Origin of the sequence: Streptodolium elevatio, from assembly GCF_040649515.1 — a bacterium.
GTDB lineage: Bacteria > Actinomycetota > Actinomycetes > Streptomycetales > Streptomycetaceae > Yinghuangia > Yinghuangia elevatio.
The window spans coordinates 50,616-68,396 of sequence record NZ_JBEZFP010000016.1 but is presented as its reverse complement, the minus strand read 5'-3'; the positions used below and the strand labels follow the sequence as shown (position 1 = coordinate 68,396).

Here is a 17,781-nt window from a genome sequence, read left to right as displayed (position 1 = left end):
CGCTCCGCTCGCCGGCGAAGTCGCGGAAAAACACGGCGCTTTGCCACCGCCTCCGAGCCTTCGGGACACGTCCCCATACAGAGCTCCAAGTACCCGCGCCAGGTTGCCGAAGTGCCCCTGAACTGCGGGAAGTCCCTCGACATCCGCGATGTCCCGAACCGCCCGGCGGGTGCCGTCGTCCTCCAAGGCCGACCGGTGTCGCACATCGCGCCGGGCCCCGAGCCGGGCCGGCAGGTGTGCGGTTCGAGCACGGGTACAGGGCTGCGCCGGACTGCCGGCCGCCGTCGTGCCCTTGGGTGGTGGGACGAACCTATGGCGGACAACACGACGGTGCTCGGCGTCACCGGGCTTCCGGAGCCGACCACCGCGTTCATCGGACGCGAGGCCGAGCTCTCCGCGCTCGGCGCGGCCCTGCGCGGGCCGCGCCGCCTGGTGACGCTGGTGGGCCCCGGTGGCATCGGGAAGACGCGCCTCGCGGTACGCGCGGCCGCCCGCTGGCAGACGCCGGAGGCGCCCTGGACGCGTCCGGTGCCCACCCCGCGCGCCGCCGTCGCTCCGGCCGCGCCGGTGTTCGGCCCGGTCTTCGCGCCCCTCGCCAACGTCACCGAGCCGCACCTCGTCCCCGCCGCCGTGCTCGACGCCGCGGCGATCGGCGCGCACGGCGGGCGTCCGCCGATCAACGCCGTCATCGACCATGTCGGGGACCAGCCGGGCCTGTTGATCCTCGACAACTGCGAGCACCTGACCGAGGCGGCCGGGCACGTCGTCGAATCGCTGCTGGAGGGCTGCCCCGAGCTGCGGGTGCTGGCCACCAGCCGGGAACCGCTGGGCCTGCCGGGGGAAGCGGTGTGGCAAGTTCCGCCGCTGCCGACGCGGCTGGACGAGCCGACCGGGACCGCACCGGACGACGTACCCCCGTCCGACGCCGCCCGCCTGTTCCTGGACCGGGCGGGCGACGCCGGCGGCCCGGACTCCTGCGCCGACGCCGCCCGCGCGGCCGTCGAACACATCGTCCACGAACTCGACGGCATCCCGTTGGCGATCGAACTCGCCGCCGCCCGCGGCCGCGTCACGTCGCCGTGCCGCATCGCCGCCGGCCTGGAGCGCAGCGTGCCCGCACTCGTCTCCGGCGTGGGCGCCCCGGTCCCCGGAGCCGTGGCCACGCCGCTGCCGGTCGGCGGTGACGCCCGGCACAGCACCATGCGGCGTTCGCTGGACTGGAGCCACGCGCTGCTGACCGCCGAGGAGGCCGCGCTGTTCCGGCGGCTGTCGGTGTTCGAGGGCGGCTGGACGCTGGCCGCGGCCGAGTACGTGTGCGTGGACGGGAGGATGCCGCCCGACGCCCTGCGCGAACACCTCATGGCGCTCATCGACAAGTCGCTGGTCGACGTCGCCCAACACGCCCGCGAGACGCGGTACCGCATGCTGACCCCCATCCGCCAGTACGCCGCCGAGCACCACGCGGCACACCAGCAGGTGTACGGCCCGGACGGGGCGGCCGCCCGGCACCGCGCATGGTTCCTCGCGGTCGCCGAACGCGCCGACGACGAGATGTGGGCCTTCGACCCGGACGGGCGGGCGCGCCTGGACCAGGAGGCCCCGAACCTGCGGGCCGCGCTGGAGCACGCCGCGCACGCGGGCCACCAGGACGCGCTGCGGATCGGGGCCGCCCTCGGCTCGTACTGGCGCGTCAAGGGGCGGTACGCGGAAGGCGTCCGGGTCCTCGGCCGGGTGCTGGACACCACCCCGGACACCGACCACTGGGCCCGCGCCCGGGTCCTCGCCATGCGCGCGATGCTGGTCTTCTGGATCGGCGACCTGGACAGCTCCATGGACGACGCGACGTCGGCGATCGCCATGGCCGAGCGCGTCGGCGACGAACGGGCGCACGCCCACGCACTCAACCGGGTCGGCACGGCGACCATGATGATGCGGCCCACCGCCGGGCAGCCGCTGCTCGAACGCGCGGTCGCCGTCGCCCGGGACGCGGGTGACGTGGTCGCGCTGGCCGACGCGTACAGCTCACTGTCGACCAGCTACGTGTGGCAGGACGACTACCCGCGCATGGCCGAGATCGCCGACCGCGGCGAACCGGCCTTCCGCCGAAGCGGCTTCGACGCGGGGCGCTTCTGGGCCATCTGGGGACGCTCCCATCAGGCCAGGCTGGCCGGCGACCTGCCCGCCGCCCGTGAACTCGCCGACCAGGCGGCGGCCTTGGCGGCCGGCTCCGACCTCCTGCTCGGCAACGCCGCGGTCGAGGCCCGCGCTCTGGTCGAGGTCATGGCCGGGGATCCGCACGAGGCCAGGCGGGCGGTGCTCGCCGAACTCGCGCGCTCCCAGGGCAACGTCGTGCGGTGGGGCAACGGCGTCCTGCAACTCGCCCTCGCCGCCGCCGAACTGGCACTGGGCAACCCGGCCACCACACACGACATCGCCGCCGCCGTGTTCCGGCGTGAGCGCGACGGGGCGGGATACCTCGCCTGGCACGCGCAGGAACTGCGCATGTTGGCCGCCCTGGCGGAGGGAGACGCCGCGGCCGCGGTCGAGGAGGCCGGCCACCTGTCGTGCGTCGCGGAACGCCTCGGCAACCGCCGCGCGCAGGCCGTCGCCGACCGCGGACTCGCCCGCGCCGCACTGCTGCGCGGTGACCTGGCCGACGCCGAGGCGTACGCCCACGCGGCCCTTGCCGCGGGGGTGGACAACGACTGGTGGGTGGACACCGTCGACGTCCTCGAAACGCTTGCCGTCCTCGCGGCCCGCCGCGGCCGCCACGACCGCGCGGTACGGCTCTTCTCCGGCGTGCGCGCCGCCCGCGTGGAACGGTCCCTGGTCCGCTTCCCTGAGGAAAAAGCTTGGTGGGACGTCGAGTTCGCGGAAGCGTGGGCAGGTGTCCCGGATCCGCGGATGCATGCCGTCGAGCCGGGGTCGGTCGCCCTCCGGCAGCTCGCCGAGTTCGCCGCCCGCGGCCGGGGCAGCCGAGGCAGACCCGTGATCGGGCCGGAAAGCCTCACCCCCATGCAGCTCAACGTCGCCCGGCTGGCCGCGCGCGGCTTCTCGAACGCGGACATCGCAACCGAACTGTTCATCGCGCGCGGCACGGTCAAGAGCCACCTTGCACACGTCTTCGCCAAGCTCGGGGTCGGCAACCGTACCGAACTCGCCGCCCTCGGTCTGTCCGAGCACCGGACGTAGGAACGCGGCCGAGCACCGGCCGTAGGAATACGCCACCTGGGTCAGGTTTCCGCGGCGCGTCCGGCGCAGAGTGGACAACGCACCCCCCATCGACCGACAGGACGCACCGCCCCCCTGGTGCCGGTCCGTCCGGTCGACCGACTCTCCAGCAATTGTCCAGCAATTGGGAGACTCCCATGCGCCGCTCATTCCCGTCCGATACGCAATGGTGGACGGACCCCGCCCTCGGAGTCATCGGGGCGTCGGGCGTCGACGTCACCGCCGAGTCTCTTCGCCCCAGTCCGCAATTCGCCCACGTCGTGGACAGATTCTGGGTGACCCGTTGGGCCGTGCGCCCAGGTGCGCTGAACGCCACCGTGGTGTCCCTGCGCTTCCCCGAGCCCAACGTCGTCCTGCACGGCAACCGCCTGATCTTCCACGGCATCCTGCGCAACCGCCACACGACGCCGGTCGCGGGGAGCGGCGCCTTCTACGGTGCCGCGCTGCGGCCGGGCGCCGCCGTCGGGCTCATCGGCGGCGACGCCGCCGAGCACACCGACAGCGTGCGCCTGCTCGCCCAGACCGATTGGGGCCTGCGCGCGCACCGACTCGACACCGACCTGCGGGCAGCCGTACGCGACGGCCTGCCGGCCTTCAAGGCCGCCTTCGAGCGGAACCTGCGCGGCCACCGGGTGTGCGCCGACAGCCGCGACCGCGACCGCATCGGCGCGATGATCGACCGCATCCGCAACGACGGCACGATCAACCGCGTCACCCACCTCACCGACGAGTTCCACCTGTCGATCCGCACGGTGCAGCGCCTTTTCCTGCACCAACTCGGCGTCAACCCCAAGTGGTTGCTGCGGCGCTCCCGCATCCACCACGCCGCCGCCCGGCTGGAGCGCAACGCGCCCGACAAGTGGAGCGAACTGGCCGCCGAGTTCGGATACTTCGACGACTCGCATTTCGCCCGCGACTTCGCCGACACCCTGGGGGTGACCCCCTACACGTTCGCCCGCGCCGCGGCGCCGCTACCGAAGTGCCCGCCGAGCGCGGAGCACGGTCCAAAACGCGCCGCTTGACGCGGATCGCCGACCACGGCGGATGAGCAACATTCGCCGCGCCACGGCCGGGAACCGCCCCACAGGCTGGGGGCGGGTCCCGGCCGTACTCGTGCGCGCGGTGCCCGCTCCGGGGGCCCGGCCCGAGGCGCCCGCCCCCGAGGCGCTGTCAGTCACCCGCCGACAACTCCACTCTCAGCGGGCCGAGTTCGTCCGCCAGAATGCGCAGCCCCTTCGGCATAGTCCCAGTCGGTGGACGGCCCAGGCGCAGGGCCTCGATCCACGGGACCACCCACAGTCGCGGCACGCCCCCGCCGACCAGATGCAGAAGCGCCGCGAGCGACCGGGGAAGGCGCCCGGGCACATCCGCCACGGCCACCAGCCCCAGCACCGAGACGCCCGGCACCCGACCGGCCGCCCACTGCCGGGCAGCGTCCTGTGCGGCGTGCAGACCGTCGGAATTGGTGCGGGCGACCAGGACGACCCTGCTCGTACGCCGGGCGGGCGGCAACGGCCAGGCGCGCTCGGCGTCCCGCCCGCCCGGCACCGCCGCGGCGAGCGTCGACACACCCGCGCCGCCGTGGCAACCCACCCACCACCAGGGCGGGTTCGGGGCGTCGGCCGGCACCGACCGGAAGGCGGGGCCGTCCGACGCCGGTTCGGCGGCAAGCCCCGCCTGCGGCCGTACCGGCGTGAAGCGCGTCCCGGCGCCGCTGTCCGCGGGCGGGACCGGTTCGCCGACCGGGTCCGGGCGCGGCAGCCACGGGTTCGGCAGCCTGCCGGAGTTCATCGCGTTCCTTCCTGGCCGCGGCGTTGTGCGCGCATTCGCGGCAACGGCATTGACGCGCATTCAGGTTAGGCCCGTGAACCCGCTCGCAGAACGCCGCACGTTCACTTCCCCGGAATATGACGCGTATTTCCATCGGCCGCCCAAAGTCGGTGCCTGCGGGCGCATTCGACGCGTTTTTGCATGCCTTGCCATGGGTCCGGTGCGCACAGTAAGACGCGGCGAACGTCCCCGCGGGCGCCGGAGATCCGGAGTACACCGATGATTCCCCAGTCCGTGCAGTCCCCCGCCGGCCGCTTCGTGCCCCGTCTGCCGCGCCGATGGGCGGGCTGGGGTGCGCTCGTCGTCGTCCTCGCGCTGGTGGCGACGTCCGTGGTGCTGGGGAGCGGCGCGGCCGGGGCGAAGGTCTCGCTGGCCGACCTCGGCAACTGGCTGTCCAGTTCGCGGGCGAACACCGTGGTCCACGTGAACGGGACCACCGGACAGGTCGACGGGCGCGTCGAACTGCCCGGGGCGGGCGAGGGACCCATCGAGGTCGGGACGGACGGCTCCGTCGTCCTCGTCCTGGACCAGGCGACGGGCACCGTCAGCCGCATCGATCCGGCGCAGCTCGCGGTGCCGCAGACCCGCTCGTACGGAACGGACGGCCTGGCCCTGGCGGTCGGCGGCGGCCGGGCGTGGCTGGTGGACCCGCGCGCCGGAACGGTCCAGCCGATCGACCCGGTGTCGCTCGCGCCCTTGTCGGGCGCCATCGACCTGGGGTCGCGCCCGCTCGGTCCGTCCGGGGCGGACGCGTCGGGCAATCTCTGGGTGACGCTTCCGGCGACCGGTCAACTCGTCCGGATCCAGGGGACCGTGCCGACCGCGCCGCTGCCGATCGCCGAGCCCGGGCACACCTTGCGGCTCACCATCTCCGACAACCGGCCCGTCGTGACGGACGCAACTGCGGGTGTGGTCAAGGTGATGGGTCCGCAGGGGCCGGTGCGCACCATCAACCTGCCCGACGCGGTGGCCAAGGCCGCCCCCGAATCAGTGCGGATCCCGGAGCGCACCGAAGGACCCCTGCTGCCCATCCTGGCGACCTCGTCGGGGCAGTTGGTGCTGCTGAACATCGACGACGGCGCGGTCCAGGCGGCCCCGCTGACGACTGCCGGGCAGAGCGACTACGGGGCGCCCGAGGTCCTGGGCAACCGCGTGTACGTACCGGATCGCGCGGCCGGTCAACTCATCGTCTACGACACGGCCGCGGCCGCCTTCGCTCCCGCCGTGCGCGTCACCGGAAGCGCCGGCCCGCTGGAGATCGACGTACGCGACGGCCTGCTGTGGGCCAACGACCAGACGCAGGCCACCGCAGTGGTCGTGGACGCGCGGGGCACCGTGCATCCCGTCGACAAGTACAAGCCGGGTGCGCCTTCCGATGCGGAGAAGACCCCGTCGCCGACCACGAACCCGACCGCGCCCCGCCCTTCGTCCACGACCTCGGACCGCCCCGAACCCGGCTCGTCGGACGCCGCTTCCGGCTCGCCCGGCCCCACCTCGGCGAGCACGCCGCCGACACCCGGCGGGTCGAACCGGCCCGGACCGCCCGGCGACCCCGAACCGCCTTCGCCGCGTCCGACTCCGCCGGCCCCTGCGGTGACCGTCACCAAATGGGTCACCGAGACCCCGGTCGTCCCGCCGCCCACGAACGCCCCCGCGCCGCCGGTCCAGCCGCCCCCCGTGCAGCCGCCGCCGGTCCGGCCCCCGGCACCGCCGCCCGCCCCGACGACGCGGCCCGTGGTCCCCCCGACGACCCGCGCACCGGCCCCGCCGACGCGGACCGCGCCGCCGACGCGCACCTCCGCGCTGCCCGCGCCGGGCACCACGCGGCCGCCCGCGACGACGCCCCCGGCTTCGACGCCCGCGCCCTCGACACCTGCGACGTCCAACCCGCCGTCCACGCCTCCGGCGCCCCGGCCGCAGGCGCCCGGTACGCCCAAGGCGGAGTCCGGGCCCGGCCGCATCACGCTCGTGTTCGCCGCTTCCCCCGGCGCCCGTCCCGACCGCTATTCGGTCGCCGACCTCCCGGCGGGGGCCAAGGCGACCCCCGCATCCGTCGGGCCCTCCGGTCCCTTCCAGTTCGTCATCACCGGACTCGGCTGCGCACGCGAGTACGGCTTCAAGGTCGTCGCCGAGTTCGGCGCCACCAAGCTCGCGTCGGCCGCCTCGACGCCGGTCCGGCCGTGCGTCCTGGTCTCCGCGCCCACCTCGGTCAAGGCCGAAGTGCCACGCAACGGCCACGGGTTCACGGTCAGCTGGAAGGCGCCGGCCAACGCGGGCGGATCCAAGGTCACCTACAAGGTCGCGTGGTCGGCGGCATCCGGCGGCACGCCGGGCGGCACCACCGCGACCGGAACGTCCGCCACGGCCAACGGACTTGCGAACGGCACGTCGTACAACATCACGGTGACCGCATCGAACGAGGTCGGCACCGGTCCGGCCGCGACCGCGGTCGCCGACCTGCGGCCCCCGAGCCGCGTCTACAACGTCGGACCCAACGCCAACGACGGGGTCACCGTCGGCATCCGCAGCGGCCCCGGAGTCGCGGGCACCCGGTCCGTCGCCCAGATCCCCTCCGGCTACACGGGCCCCATCACCGTGCACTGCCAGACCACCGGGGAATCCGTCCCGCGCGACGGCACCAACGTGCGCAGCAGCGTCTGGGACAAGGTGACCTGGAACGGCTACCAGGGCTGGACCACGGACCTCTACATCCGCACGCCGAACTCCGACCAGGGCACGTTCTCGCCCGAACTGTGGCAGTGCGAATGACCCGCACCGCCGCGCCACGCCCGACACCCGCGGGCTGGTCCGTCCTCGCCGTCTCGGTACTGCTGTTCGGCGGCGGCTGGGCGGCCGGCCACCCGGAACCGGCGGCGCTCGGGCTGACCGGCCTCGTGCTCGTCGGCGTCGCGCTCGCGGACGCGTCGTCCGCTCCCCGGCTCACCGCCGAGCGCAGGCTCAACCCCGCCCGCGTCGCCCGCGGCGACCCCGCCGGGGGAGTGGTCGGTGTGACCAACGAGGGCCGCCGCCCCTGCCGCGGCCTGATCGTCGAGGACCACTGCGACGGTGCCGCCGTCTCGGTACGCCTCCCCGTGCTGGCCCCGGGCGCGACCGTGACCGCACGGTACGTCCTGCCCACCGCCCGCCGCGGCCGCATCCCCGTCGGCCCGCTGCACCTGGTCCGCCGCGACCTGTTCGGCCTGGCCCACCGCACCATCCCCATCGGCGCGGCGGCGACGCTCCTCGTGCAGCCCCGCGTCACCCGTACCCAACTACCGCCCTCCGGGCGCGAACACCACCTCGAAGGCCCGACGTCCGATACGGCGGACACCGGCACGACGACGTTCCACGCGCTGCGCGACTACACGCAGGGCGACGATCTGCGCCGTGTGCACTGGCGGGCGACCGCCCGCACCGGTCGGCTGATGGTGCGTCAAATGGCCGACGTGAGCCTGCCGGTCACCACCGTGCTGCTCGACTGCCGGGCCGCTTCCTACCAAGGGCGCAGTCCTGACGCCGACTTCGAACTGGCCGTCGACGTCGCGGCGTCGCTGGGCAGCGCCGCCGCCGTGCACAACTTCCCGCTGCGGCTGCGTACCGGAACAGGCGGCGCGGGATTGGGCGGTGCGTCGGGCCGGGGCGTCGACGCCGCCGCACTGCTGGCGTTCCTGACCGACGTACGACTGGCCGACGGATCCGACGCGGGCGCGGCCGACCCGATCGGCGAGCTGCGCCGCGAATCCGCGCAAGGGGTGCTGGCCTTGGTGACCGGCCACGCGGACCCCACCGCCGGAAGGCGCCTGGCGGCAGCGGCGCGCGACTACGAACACGTCGTGGTGGTCCGGGTCGGCGCCCGCCAGGGCAGCGCCGACGGGCCTCCGACACCGACCGGCGCCACGGCGAAGGCGTCCGACCCCGCGTCAGGTGCCGTCCGTGCAGCCGCCTTCGACGCCGCCCGCGGGGCCGCCCGTGAACCGGTACGCCACATCACCGTCGATACGCCGGCCGACGTGGCGGCCATATGGCGGCCCCCGCGCTGACACGCCGGGAAGCTGACACGCCAGGAAAGGGGCTGACATGTCGGCCGAAACCCATGCCCGTGGAGGCGTGGCCGCGCTGATTCCGATCGGAATGCTCGCGTTCGCCGTCGGCCTTGCGTTCCACCGCGTCTACGGGCTGTCCGAAGTCCTCGTGCCCGCCCTGGTGGCGTCGACCGTCCCCGTACTCCTCGCGGCGGCGCTGCACCGCGGGGTGCGGGCACCCGCGCCGGTCGCGGCGGCCGTGAGCGTCCTCATCGCGGTGGCCGCCGGATGCGCGGGATATGCCCGCGACCACCTCGCCGGAGGGATCTGGCCCACCCCGGGGGCGGCGGCCGAGTTGTTCCACCGCCTCGCCGACGCGCCGTCCGAGGCCCTGACCACCGTCACCCCGGTGCCGGCGGGAAGCGGCGGGACGGTCCTGGTCCCCGCGGCGGTCTGGGCCGCCGCCGCGGTGGGTGCCGAACTCGTTCTGCGTACCGGCTATTCCGCGCTTCCCGTACTGCCCGCGACGCTGCTGTTCGTCGGCGCGATCCTGCTGGCGACCGGAGCCCCGGGCGCGTCCCTGCCGCTGGTCGCGGCGTTCGGCGCGGTCGCCGTCGTCGTACCGGCGTTGCGCGGGCCGGTACGGCGTCGCGGCCAGACCGTCGCGGCCGCCCTGCTCGCGGTGCTCCTCGCGGTCCCCGCCACCGTCGTGGCGCCGCTGCTGCCCGGCGCGGGCCGCCACGCGTTCGACCCCCGCACGCACGTCGACACCCCGAAGCCGCTGACCGTGCGCGGCACGAACCCGCTCGCCTACATCTCCTCGTGGCTGCAGCAGCCCGAGACGCTGCTCTTCACCGTCACCGGACCGCCACCGACCCCCGGCGGCACCCTCTACCGGCTCGCCGCCATGCAGGACTTCGACGGCGTCTCGTGGCTGCCGAGCGACGCCTTCCAGCCCACCGGCGGTCGCATCCCCCCGGCAGCGCACGCGAGTTCGGCTGCCGCGAACCTTGGCCCGACCCTGCGCCAGGATGTCGTGGTCGGCGACCTGACCGGGGTCTTCCTCCCGGCCGCGGACCGACCGCTGCGCGTGGACGCGGCCGACGAAGCGGTAGCGGTGGACCCGGACACCGGCGTCCTGGCGGGCACGACACCCCTGCACCCCGGCATGCGCTACCAGGTGACCAGCCGACCGGTCGCGCACGATCCGCGGGCCGTGGAGTACGCCGCCGCGGGCGATTCAGCCGCCGCGCTGCGCCTCCCGGATCGGGACGCCTCCGGTGCCCCGATCCCCGTGGTCGACGAACTGCGCGGCTATGCACAGGAAGCCACCAAGGGCGCCGGATTCCCGTACCAGCAGGCCGTCTTGCTCGCCGCCTGGCTGCGCGCCCGTGCCGCGCTGGACCCGCAGGCCATCCCCGGGCACTCGTACCGGCACATCCAGTACTTCCTCGGGACCAGCAAGCAGGGCACTCCCGAGCAATTCGCCACCGCCTTCGTGCTGTTGGCCCGCACGCTCGCGCTGCCCAGCCGCGTCGTGGTCGGCTTCCGGGTGCCCGAGGCCGACACCCGGGATGCCACACCCGTGCGCGGCGGCCATGTACTGATGTGGGCCGAGGTGCAGTTCGAGGGCGTCGGCTGGGTGCCCTTCTTCCCGACCCCCGGAGTCGGCACGACGACCTCGGCGGTGGCCCCGCCCACCGAGGAGGTGCCGATGCCCGCGCCCGTCCCGGCCGCGCCGCCCCCGGCCGCCGACCGGGCGCCCGGCCGGGACGAGGTGGACCGGGCCATCGAGGACGAGCAGCACCCGCCCGCCGCGTCGGCTCCGCACGGCGGCGACGAAGGACTCGGCGCAGCACCGGTGTTGGCCGCCGCGGCGGCCGCCGCGCTGCTCGTCGGCGGCTATGTGGTGGTCGGTCTGTCCGGTCCGGCACTGGTACGTCGGCGGCGGGCCCGCGGCTCGCCGCGCTGGCGCGTCCGCGGAGCCTGGGACCAAGTACTGGACGACTTGGGCCGCGTCGGGCCGCCGGTGCCGCGCAGCGCGACGTCGACCGAGGTGGGCGGCTTCGCCGCCGAACGCCTCGGGGAGTCCGCCGGGTCCGCGGCACTGGCCCTCGCCGGCATCGTGGACGCGGTCTCCTTCGGCGGCCAGGACGCCTCCCCGCGCGTGGTCGACGACTGCGCCCGCCACGCCGAGACCGTGCGCGGCGGCCTGGGCCCGGCCTTGGCCGGGAGCCGCCGGGCCCGGGCCGCCGACGTGCTGGGGCGGCTGCGCTTCGGCGCGCTGGCGCGGACGTACGCCGTGCACCGCGCCGCCGCGGCGGACCGCAAACGGGCGGGGTCCTGAGGCGGGTCACGGCACCGGACGCGGTGCCGACGGGCGCCCGCGCGGTTGAAGCCGCTGCACGGCGGTGTCGCCCGAGGTACGGGCCCGCCGGCATTCGGCGGCGAAGGCGGCCGGGGTGACCCCCAGACTGCGGCTGAAGTCGTTGATGAAGTGCGGCTGGTCGAAGTAGCCGAACTGGGAGGCGACCCGCGTCCACGGATCCGGCGCGCGCACCAGCGCCGCGGCCGCGCCCAGGATGCGGCAGCGGCGCATCGCCGACTTCGGCCCGGTGCCGAGGTGCGTGTGGAACAAGCGTTGCAGCGACCGGATCGACAGGCCGTGCCGGTCCGCCGCCTCGCGCACCTGCCGGTTCCGGCCGGGGGCGAGCACCGCCTCCAGGACGTCGCGGGCCCACACTGGCTCGCGTTCGCGGCCGCGGCATCGCGCCAGTTGTTCGGAGAGCACGGCGACCATGTCTCCGGGGCCGGCCGATGCGCTTAGGGCGTCGCGCAGGGCTGCGGCGTCTCCGGTGCCCGTCCAGTGCGCCAGCGGCATCACGCGGTCGACGAGCGCCGAGGCGTCCCGGTCGCCGAACAGGGCGGTGAGCGCGCCCGGCCGCAGTTCGACCGCCAGAACGCTGCCGGTTCCCCGGAGTTCGTGCGTGTGGCGCCGGGTCCACACGCCGGCGACGGCGACGCGGTCCCCGGACACCACGAGGTGCGGGACCGGGTAGCCGAGGACGACGGCCTGCCGGCGTTCGGCCGGGGCGAAGTCCCAGGCGGCGTACGCCCACGGGCCGAGCCACGGATCGTCCGTCGGGGGCTGCCCCCGTTCCGAGCGCGGACCCGCGCCCTTGACGCCGATCACCGCCCGGTCGCTGGTCGCGGTCCAGTCACGGTCGTTCGGACGGGCGGAGGGCATCGCGGCGGTCCTTTGCACAGGGCGGGCCCGCACGGGCGGCGGAGGCCGTCCGCCCGGATGCGCGGGCCCCGCCGCGAGCCAGTTTTCGCGCGCCGGGGCCGATGCCGGGAGGCCGAGGCCGTTACCCAGGACTTGCCCGGGTCCGGCAGGCGTCCCGGCGACTCGGCACCGCCTACGCCTCGGCCGGCGTACCGATCGGCAACCCGTCGGGCGCGGCCACGGGCCCCTCGGCCGCCGGACGCCCCGCGGCCGCCACGTCCCAGCGGAGGGTGAGCGCACGGGGAGCGTGCAGGTCGGCCCGGCAGCAGGTGATCAGCACCGTGCCGTCCTCGCGGTGCGTCCAGGCCACACCCGAGGACGACGGCGCCTCCCGGCCGTCGGCCTGCTCCTCCAACACGTCGCAACCGCGCAGTGTGGCGACCCCGAGTTGACGCACGGTCAACTGGAGCTGCTTGGTCGGCCGGACGATGTCCTGCCGCCAGTAATGGTCGTTCACGAACAACCCTCCGGTGCACAGGTATTGCAAGACCAACGACTCCCGGGGCGCGAGCGGCGGGGTGATCAGGCACGCGAACTTCAGGAAGGTCTCCGTCTCGTGGACCCGCCGGATGGTCACCGCGTGCGAGGGCGCGGTTCCGGCGGTGGGGGACCGTACCGGAACCAGCGAGATGCGCCCCGAGGTCTGCTCGAACCACACCTGCCGCGCGAACCTGGCCATGGGCCGTTCACCGAGGTTGAGCAGCACGTGCCGGTACAGGACGCGGGCGTGGCCGCCGACCGCGATGTCCAGGGCGACTTCGGTGCTGAGTTCGACGACCTTCTCGGCGTTCTCCGCGAAGCCGACGTCGAACGCGTCCGCCAGGGCCGTGTCGTGGCCCGACGCGGCGCCCTCGTGCTCCCCGCTCCCGGGCCACGGCGGACCGGTGGGCTCCCCGCCGATCCGGGGCACGCGAGGTGCGGGCAGCGCCGGTACGTCACCCGATTCCCAGGGACGCGGCGCAAGGCCGAGCATGTGCCCGGGAATTCCGAGGCCGTCCGCGACCCGCTCGATCACCTGCTGCTGTTGCGCGTGCGACCGCCCGGAGGTGTACTCGCCCACCCTGCTCGGTGTCAGCCCGCACAGCCGTGCGAGCCTGCTGTTGTAACAACCGGTGTGCCGCCTCGCGAGCCGGAAGACCGCCCCGATGTCCCGGGCCGCGCACGCCTCGATCATCTCGTCGCGGCCCAGCAGCCATTCCGGCATGCGGTACTCGGACTCGCGCCCCTGCATTCCCCACCCCAACCCGCCGGCCCGTCGGCCGCATCGCGAACACGCCTGGTACGGCGTGGAATCCATGATGTGCGCCGGGCACCCGGCGGACGTGTAAATACGCGCCGATATTCGCCTCGGGCAAACCGCCCGGTAAACCCACGGAATGATGGCGCCTTTTTCCAGAAATCCCGGGGGAAGATTGGCGTTACGATTCCGAAGGGGAATCGACGCAACGGGGATGCGGGGACTCTTGTGGCCACTTCGACACGCACAGCGGTACAGCGGCGCACATTCGACCGGGCACCGGCGGAGCCGACGTGAACGGGGACCGAGTACTACGGCACCGGGACTCCGCCACCAGCTTCGTCGGACGCCGACGGGAACTGGCGGACATCGCCCGGGTGTTCGCGAACGGAGCGCGACTGGTCAGCCTCGTCGGCCCCGGCGGCATCGGCAAGACGCGGTTGGCGATGCGCGTCGCCCGGCTGCGCGCCGACCGCGGCCAGGAGGTCGTCCTGGTCGACCTCGCCCCGATCTGCTCGCACGGCCGCCTGGAGGACGCGGTCCTGAGAGCGGCCACGCGTGGCGCCGAGGCGCGCGGCCTGCCGCCCAGGTCGTTCACCGAACTCCTGGGCGACCGCGAGGTCCTCGTGGTCCTCGACAACTGCGAGCACCTGACCGCCGAGGCACGCCGGGTCGCCGAGTCACTGCTCACCGACTGCCCCGGCGTGCGGATCATCGCCACGGGCCGGGAACCGCTGCGGGCCGAGGGCGAGACCGTGCGGCACGTCGAACCGCTCGCGGTGGACTCCGAGGCAGAGGGTGCGGGCGGCCACGACAACCAGGCGGTCCGCCTGTTCATCGACCGCGCGCGCCTGGTCCGCCGCACGCTGGACGTCTCACCCTCCGTGGTCGGTGACGTACGCCGCATCGTGCGCGCGGTGGACGGCATCCCGCTCGCGATCGAACTGGCCGCCGCGCGCGCCCGCATGCTCACCGTCCACGAGATCGCCGACGGCCTCAACCTGCACATGCTCTCCGCCACCCGCCGCGGCGGCGACGCCCGGCACCGCACCATGAGCACATCACTCGACTGGAGCTACTCACTGCTGTCGATCCCCGAGCGGGTGCTGTTCCGGCGTCTGTCGCAGTTCCGGGGCCAGTGGTCGGAAGAGGCCGCGATCGCCGTCTGTGCGGACGACGACCTGCCCCCCGAGGCGGTACCGGGCCACCTGCGCGCCCTCGTCGCCAAGTCTCTGGTCGTACGCCGCGAGACGCCCCTCGGCGAACGGTTCCGCATGCTGCTGCCGATCCGCGACTACGCGCGCGAGCAGGTGTACTCCGCGCACGACCCGGCCGTGCACCCCGTCGCGGGCGTCCCGTCCGCCGACCGCCATCTGCGCTACTACGTCGAGCTGGCCGAGCGCGCCGACGCCGCACAGTGGGTCCTGGACTTCCAGGGGCGCGAGGAACTCGAGGACGCCTCCGCCAACTTCCACGCCGCCCTGGAACACGCCTGCGCACACCACCCGGAGGACGCGCTGCGCCTCGCCGCCGCGCTCGGCTTCTACTGGCGCGTCACCGGCCGCCTCACGATCGCGGCCGAGGCGTCGGCCCGCGCCCTCGAGGCCGCGCCCGGCACGCCGCATCCGGCGCGCGCCGTCGTGCTGGCGAACCAATCGGCGCTGCTCTTCTGGCTCGGCAACGTCTCGGACGCCCACGCGTACGCGGTCGCCGCGGTGGATTCCGCGAGCCTGACCGGTGACACCCGGGCCCGGGCGCACGCACTGGTCCGGCTCGGCAGCAGCTTGGCCGCCACGTGCGCCCGTGAGGCGCAGACGGTGATGCGCGAGGCCGTCGACCTGGCCCGCCGATCGTACGACCCGGTCGTCCTCGGGGACGCGCTCGTCAACCTGACGCTCAGTCTGATGTGGCAGGAGGACTACACGGCCATGCGCGAGGCCGCCGAGGAAAGTGCCAGCCTCGCCTACATCTTCGGCTTCGACTACATCGAAGCGCTCACGCTGTGGTGCCAGGCCCACGAGGCCAGGGCACGGCACGACCCGGCCAGGGCAAGGGCGTCGGCCGAGCGGGTGCTCGAACTGACCGGCGGGGACACACCGGGGCGAGGCGGCTGCGACGTACGCACCTTCTGCCACAACGGCGCGGTCCAGATCCTCGCGCTCACCGCGGTCGACGAAGGCGACCCGGAACGCGCGGCGGCCCTCGTCGCCGCCGAACTGGCCCGCTGCGAGAGCGAACCGGTGCCGTGGGGTGTCGGCGTACTCCTGCACGCCCGAGGGTGCGCCGAACTCGCCGCGGGGGACACTGCCGCCGCCCGTGCCACCGGCATGCAACTGTACGAGCGCGAGCGCGGTGGCAGCGCGGCCCTGGCCTGGCGGGGCCTGGAGATCCTGATGCGCGCGGCACTCGCCGAAGGGGACACCGCGGCCGCCCGGCGCCACGCCGAGGGCATCCGGATCCTGGCTCGGGACCTGGGAAACCGGGTGGCCGAGGCCACCGCGACGCTGGGCACGGCACACGCGGACCTGGCCGCGGGCGACGCGGGCAGCGCGGAGATGCGTGCCCGGGAGGCGTTCGGCATCGGCCTCGCGGCGCGGATGCCGGCACATGCCGTCGCCGCGCTGGACCTCCTCGGCGAGATCGCGGTGGCCCGCGGACGTCCGGCGCAGGCCGCGTGCCTCGTCGCGGCCGCGGACGCCTCGGGCGGTGCCGTGCGGGAGCCGTACCGCCAGGCCGCCTACGCGGCGGTGCGCGGGGCGATCGACACGGCGCTGGACGCGTCCGAGCGCGAGGCCGCGTACGCGCAAGGCGCCGGCATGACGCTCGACGACGTCGCGGGATACCTCCGCCGTACGCGCGGCAAGCGCGTCCGGGCCGACCGCGGATGGGCGAGCCTCACCGCGACCGAGACCGCCGTCGCCCGGCTGGCCGCGGACGGGTTGCTCAACCCCGCGATCGCGGAGCGCCTGGTCATCGCGCGCGCGACGGTCAAGGTGCACCTGTCGCGGGTGTACGCCAAGGTCGGTGTGGCCAACCGCACCGAACTGGCGGCTCAGTTGCGGGCGGTACCGCCGACGTGACGCCGTGGGACGAGCCGGAGGGGCACGTACGGGTCGACGTGTCGCTGGAGAAGCGCGGGCCGGCGGGGCGCCGGTCCGCGGGACGGTTGGTGCCGCCGCCGGACCCGGGACTCGATCCGGCGCTCGATCCGGCGCTCGATCCGGGACAAGATCGGGGACCCGAGTCGGCACCCGAGTTGGGTTCGGCGCTCGTGGCGGCAGTCGGGGCCGAGGCGGAATCGCCGCACCAGGTCGGCCCGGCGGCTGAACCGGACCCGTCGGTCGAGGCTCAACTGCCGGTCGAGCCGCGACAACCGGGCGAGCCGCCACCGCCGGGCGATGCGGCAGCGCCGCCGGACCTCGACGCCGTACCGGCCGAGGTGTCCCTCCGGATCCCGCTGTGGTGGTCCGACGGCGGACGGTCCACCGCTGCGCCGAGCAATCCGCCCTACTGGGCCGGGACCCCGCGAAGCGACGGCCCCGAACGCCCCGATCACCTCGACCCGGGCGACGACGGCAGGGGCGGCGGCCCGGCACCCGCGGAGGCCGAGCGGTCGTTCGCGTGGGCCTTCGACGGTGCCGAAGATCCGCCGGTGTACTCGTCGAGCGGCCGCCGCTTCCTCTGGATCCTCGGCGGCGTCGCCGCCGTCGCCGCCGTGGTGGCCGCCGCCCTCGTGCTCGGCAGCGACGGGGAGAAGACCGCGAAGCGCCCGAACGGCCCCCCGCAGTCGGCCGCGCAACCGCCGCCCGCCGGGGCACCGCCCGGGCCGGCGTCCGCGTACATGCCCCGGACCCTGGCCCTCAGCGGCTTCGAGAACAAGGTCCAGGTCACCTGGCAGCCACCCGAGCGAGCCGGCGAGGCGGTGGGCTTCATGGTCGTCGCGCAGAGCCGCGAAGGCGCCGTCCTGGAACACCGTTTGGTGTCCGCGGGGGAGACCTCGGCCGTCTTCGCCGCCCCGCCCATGACCCGCGACGGGTGCGTCGTCGTGGCGACACTCGTCCGCGGCCCGACGGGAGTCACGCCCATACGCGCCGACCCGGTCTGCCGCTGACGCCTGTCGGCGGTCCGTTGCGACGGCAAGTCCCGCCCGCCCCACCTCTGCCAGCCCGCGATGC

10 protein-coding genes are annotated in these 17,781 nt (G+C 74.6%); 7 read left to right on the top strand and 3 right to left on the bottom strand.

Going from position 1 to position 17,781, the window contains the following annotated elements:
• Positions 1 to 312: 312 nt before the first annotated feature.
• Both AB0C36_RS09065 and AB0C36_RS09060 read left to right on the top strand, forming a co-directional pair.
• A complete protein-coding gene (locus AB0C36_RS09065; protein WP_358351472.1) occupies positions 313 to 3,192 on the top strand; it encodes a helix-turn-helix transcriptional regulator in 2,880 nt (959 codons plus the stop codon).
• Positions 3,193 to 3,368: 176 nt separating this feature from the next.
• Positions 3,369 to 4,253 carry an AraC family transcriptional regulator gene (locus AB0C36_RS09060; protein ID WP_358351469.1) on the top strand — a complete coding sequence of 295 codons (885 nt, stop codon included), beginning with the start codon at positions 3,369 to 3,371 and terminating at the stop codon, positions 4,251 to 4,253.
• A gap of 148 nt (positions 4,254 to 4,401) precedes the next feature.
• Here the strand turns inward: AB0C36_RS09060 and AB0C36_RS09055 are convergent, their stop codons facing one another.
• The gene (locus tag AB0C36_RS09055) at positions 4,402 to 5,022 is read right to left on the bottom strand and encodes a DUF6668 family protein (protein ID WP_358351467.1); all 621 of its coding nucleotides are present in this window, start codon (positions 5,020 to 5,022) and stop codon (positions 4,402 to 4,404) included.
• A 258-nt stretch (positions 5,023 to 5,280) separates the two neighbouring features.
• On the opposite strand from AB0C36_RS09055, the gene AB0C36_RS09050 reads away from it, so the two are divergent.
• Genes AB0C36_RS09050 through AB0C36_RS09040 form a run of 3 tightly spaced genes read left to right on the top strand, consistent with a single transcriptional unit; the run spans position 5,281 to position 11,430 of the window.
• Positions 5,281 to 7,830, top strand: a complete 2,550-nt coding sequence (locus tag AB0C36_RS09050; RefSeq protein WP_358351464.1) for a fibronectin type III domain-containing protein — start codon at positions 5,281 to 5,283, stop codon at positions 7,828 to 7,830.
• Positions 7,827 to 9,101, top strand: coding sequence for a DUF58 domain-containing protein (locus tag AB0C36_RS09045; protein ID WP_358351461.1), 1,275 nt, complete (start codon positions 7,827 to 7,829; stop codon positions 9,099 to 9,101). The genes AB0C36_RS09050 and AB0C36_RS09045 overlap by 4 nt, the downstream gene beginning before the upstream one ends.
• A 37-nt stretch (positions 9,102 to 9,138) precedes the next feature.
• Entirely contained in the window at positions 9,139 to 11,430 is a 2,292-nt protein-coding gene (locus tag AB0C36_RS09040) for a transglutaminaseTgpA domain-containing protein (RefSeq protein WP_358351458.1), read from the top strand.
• 6 nt (positions 11,431 to 11,436) lie between these two features.
• Here AB0C36_RS09040 and AB0C36_RS09035 read toward each other — a convergent pair whose 3' ends face one another.
• Entirely contained in the window at positions 11,437 to 12,330 is an 894-nt protein-coding gene (locus tag AB0C36_RS09035; RefSeq protein WP_358351456.1) for a helix-turn-helix domain-containing protein, read from the bottom strand.
• A gap of 172 nt (positions 12,331 to 12,502) precedes the next feature.
• Positions 12,503 to 13,600, bottom strand: a complete 1,098-nt coding sequence (locus AB0C36_RS09030; protein WP_358351453.1) for a hypothetical protein — start codon at positions 13,598 to 13,600, stop codon at positions 12,503 to 12,505.
• Between the two features lie 299 nt (positions 13,601 to 13,899).
• Here AB0C36_RS09030 and AB0C36_RS09025 point away from each other — a divergent pair, with 299 nt between their 5' ends.
• Together AB0C36_RS09025 and AB0C36_RS09020 are read left to right on the top strand one after the other, a co-directional pair.
• Positions 13,900 to 16,686 carry a helix-turn-helix transcriptional regulator gene (locus tag AB0C36_RS09025; protein ID WP_358351450.1) on the top strand — a complete coding sequence of 929 codons (2,787 nt, stop codon included), beginning with the start codon at positions 13,900 to 13,902 and terminating at the stop codon, positions 16,684 to 16,686.
• Entirely contained in the window at positions 16,683 to 17,717 is a 1,035-nt protein-coding gene (locus AB0C36_RS09020; protein ID WP_358351447.1) for a hypothetical protein, read from the top strand. Before AB0C36_RS09025 ends, AB0C36_RS09020 begins: the two co-directional genes overlap by 4 nt.
• The last annotated feature ends 64 nt before the right edge of the window (positions 17,718 to 17,781 follow it).

Excerpts from the sequence above, each read along its gene's own strand:
- AB0C36_RS09065 (WP_358351472.1), top strand. The coding sequence starts at position 313 with ATGGCGGACAACACGACGGTGCTCGGCGTCACCGGGCTTCCGGAGCCG.
- AB0C36_RS09060 (WP_358351469.1), top strand. The coding sequence starts at position 3,369 with ATGCGCCGCTCATTCCCGTCCGATACGCAATGGTGGACGGACCCCGCC.
- AB0C36_RS09055 (WP_358351467.1), bottom strand. The coding sequence starts at position 5,022 with ATGAACTCCGGCAGGCTGCCGAACCCGTGGCTGCCGCGCCCGGACCCG.
- AB0C36_RS09050 (WP_358351464.1), top strand. The coding sequence starts at position 5,281 with ATGATTCCCCAGTCCGTGCAGTCCCCCGCCGGCCGCTTCGTGCCCCGT.
- AB0C36_RS09045 (WP_358351461.1), top strand. The coding sequence starts at position 7,827 with ATGACCCGCACCGCCGCGCCACGCCCGACACCCGCGGGCTGGTCCGTC.
- AB0C36_RS09040 (WP_358351458.1), top strand. The coding sequence starts at position 9,139 with ATGTCGGCCGAAACCCATGCCCGTGGAGGCGTGGCCGCGCTGATTCCG.
- AB0C36_RS09035 (WP_358351456.1), bottom strand. The coding sequence starts at position 12,330 with ATGCCCTCCGCCCGTCCGAACGACCGTGACTGGACCGCGACCAGCGAC.
- AB0C36_RS09030 (WP_358351453.1), bottom strand. The coding sequence starts at position 13,600 with ATGCAGGGGCGCGAGTCCGAGTACCGCATGCCGGAATGGCTGCTGGGC.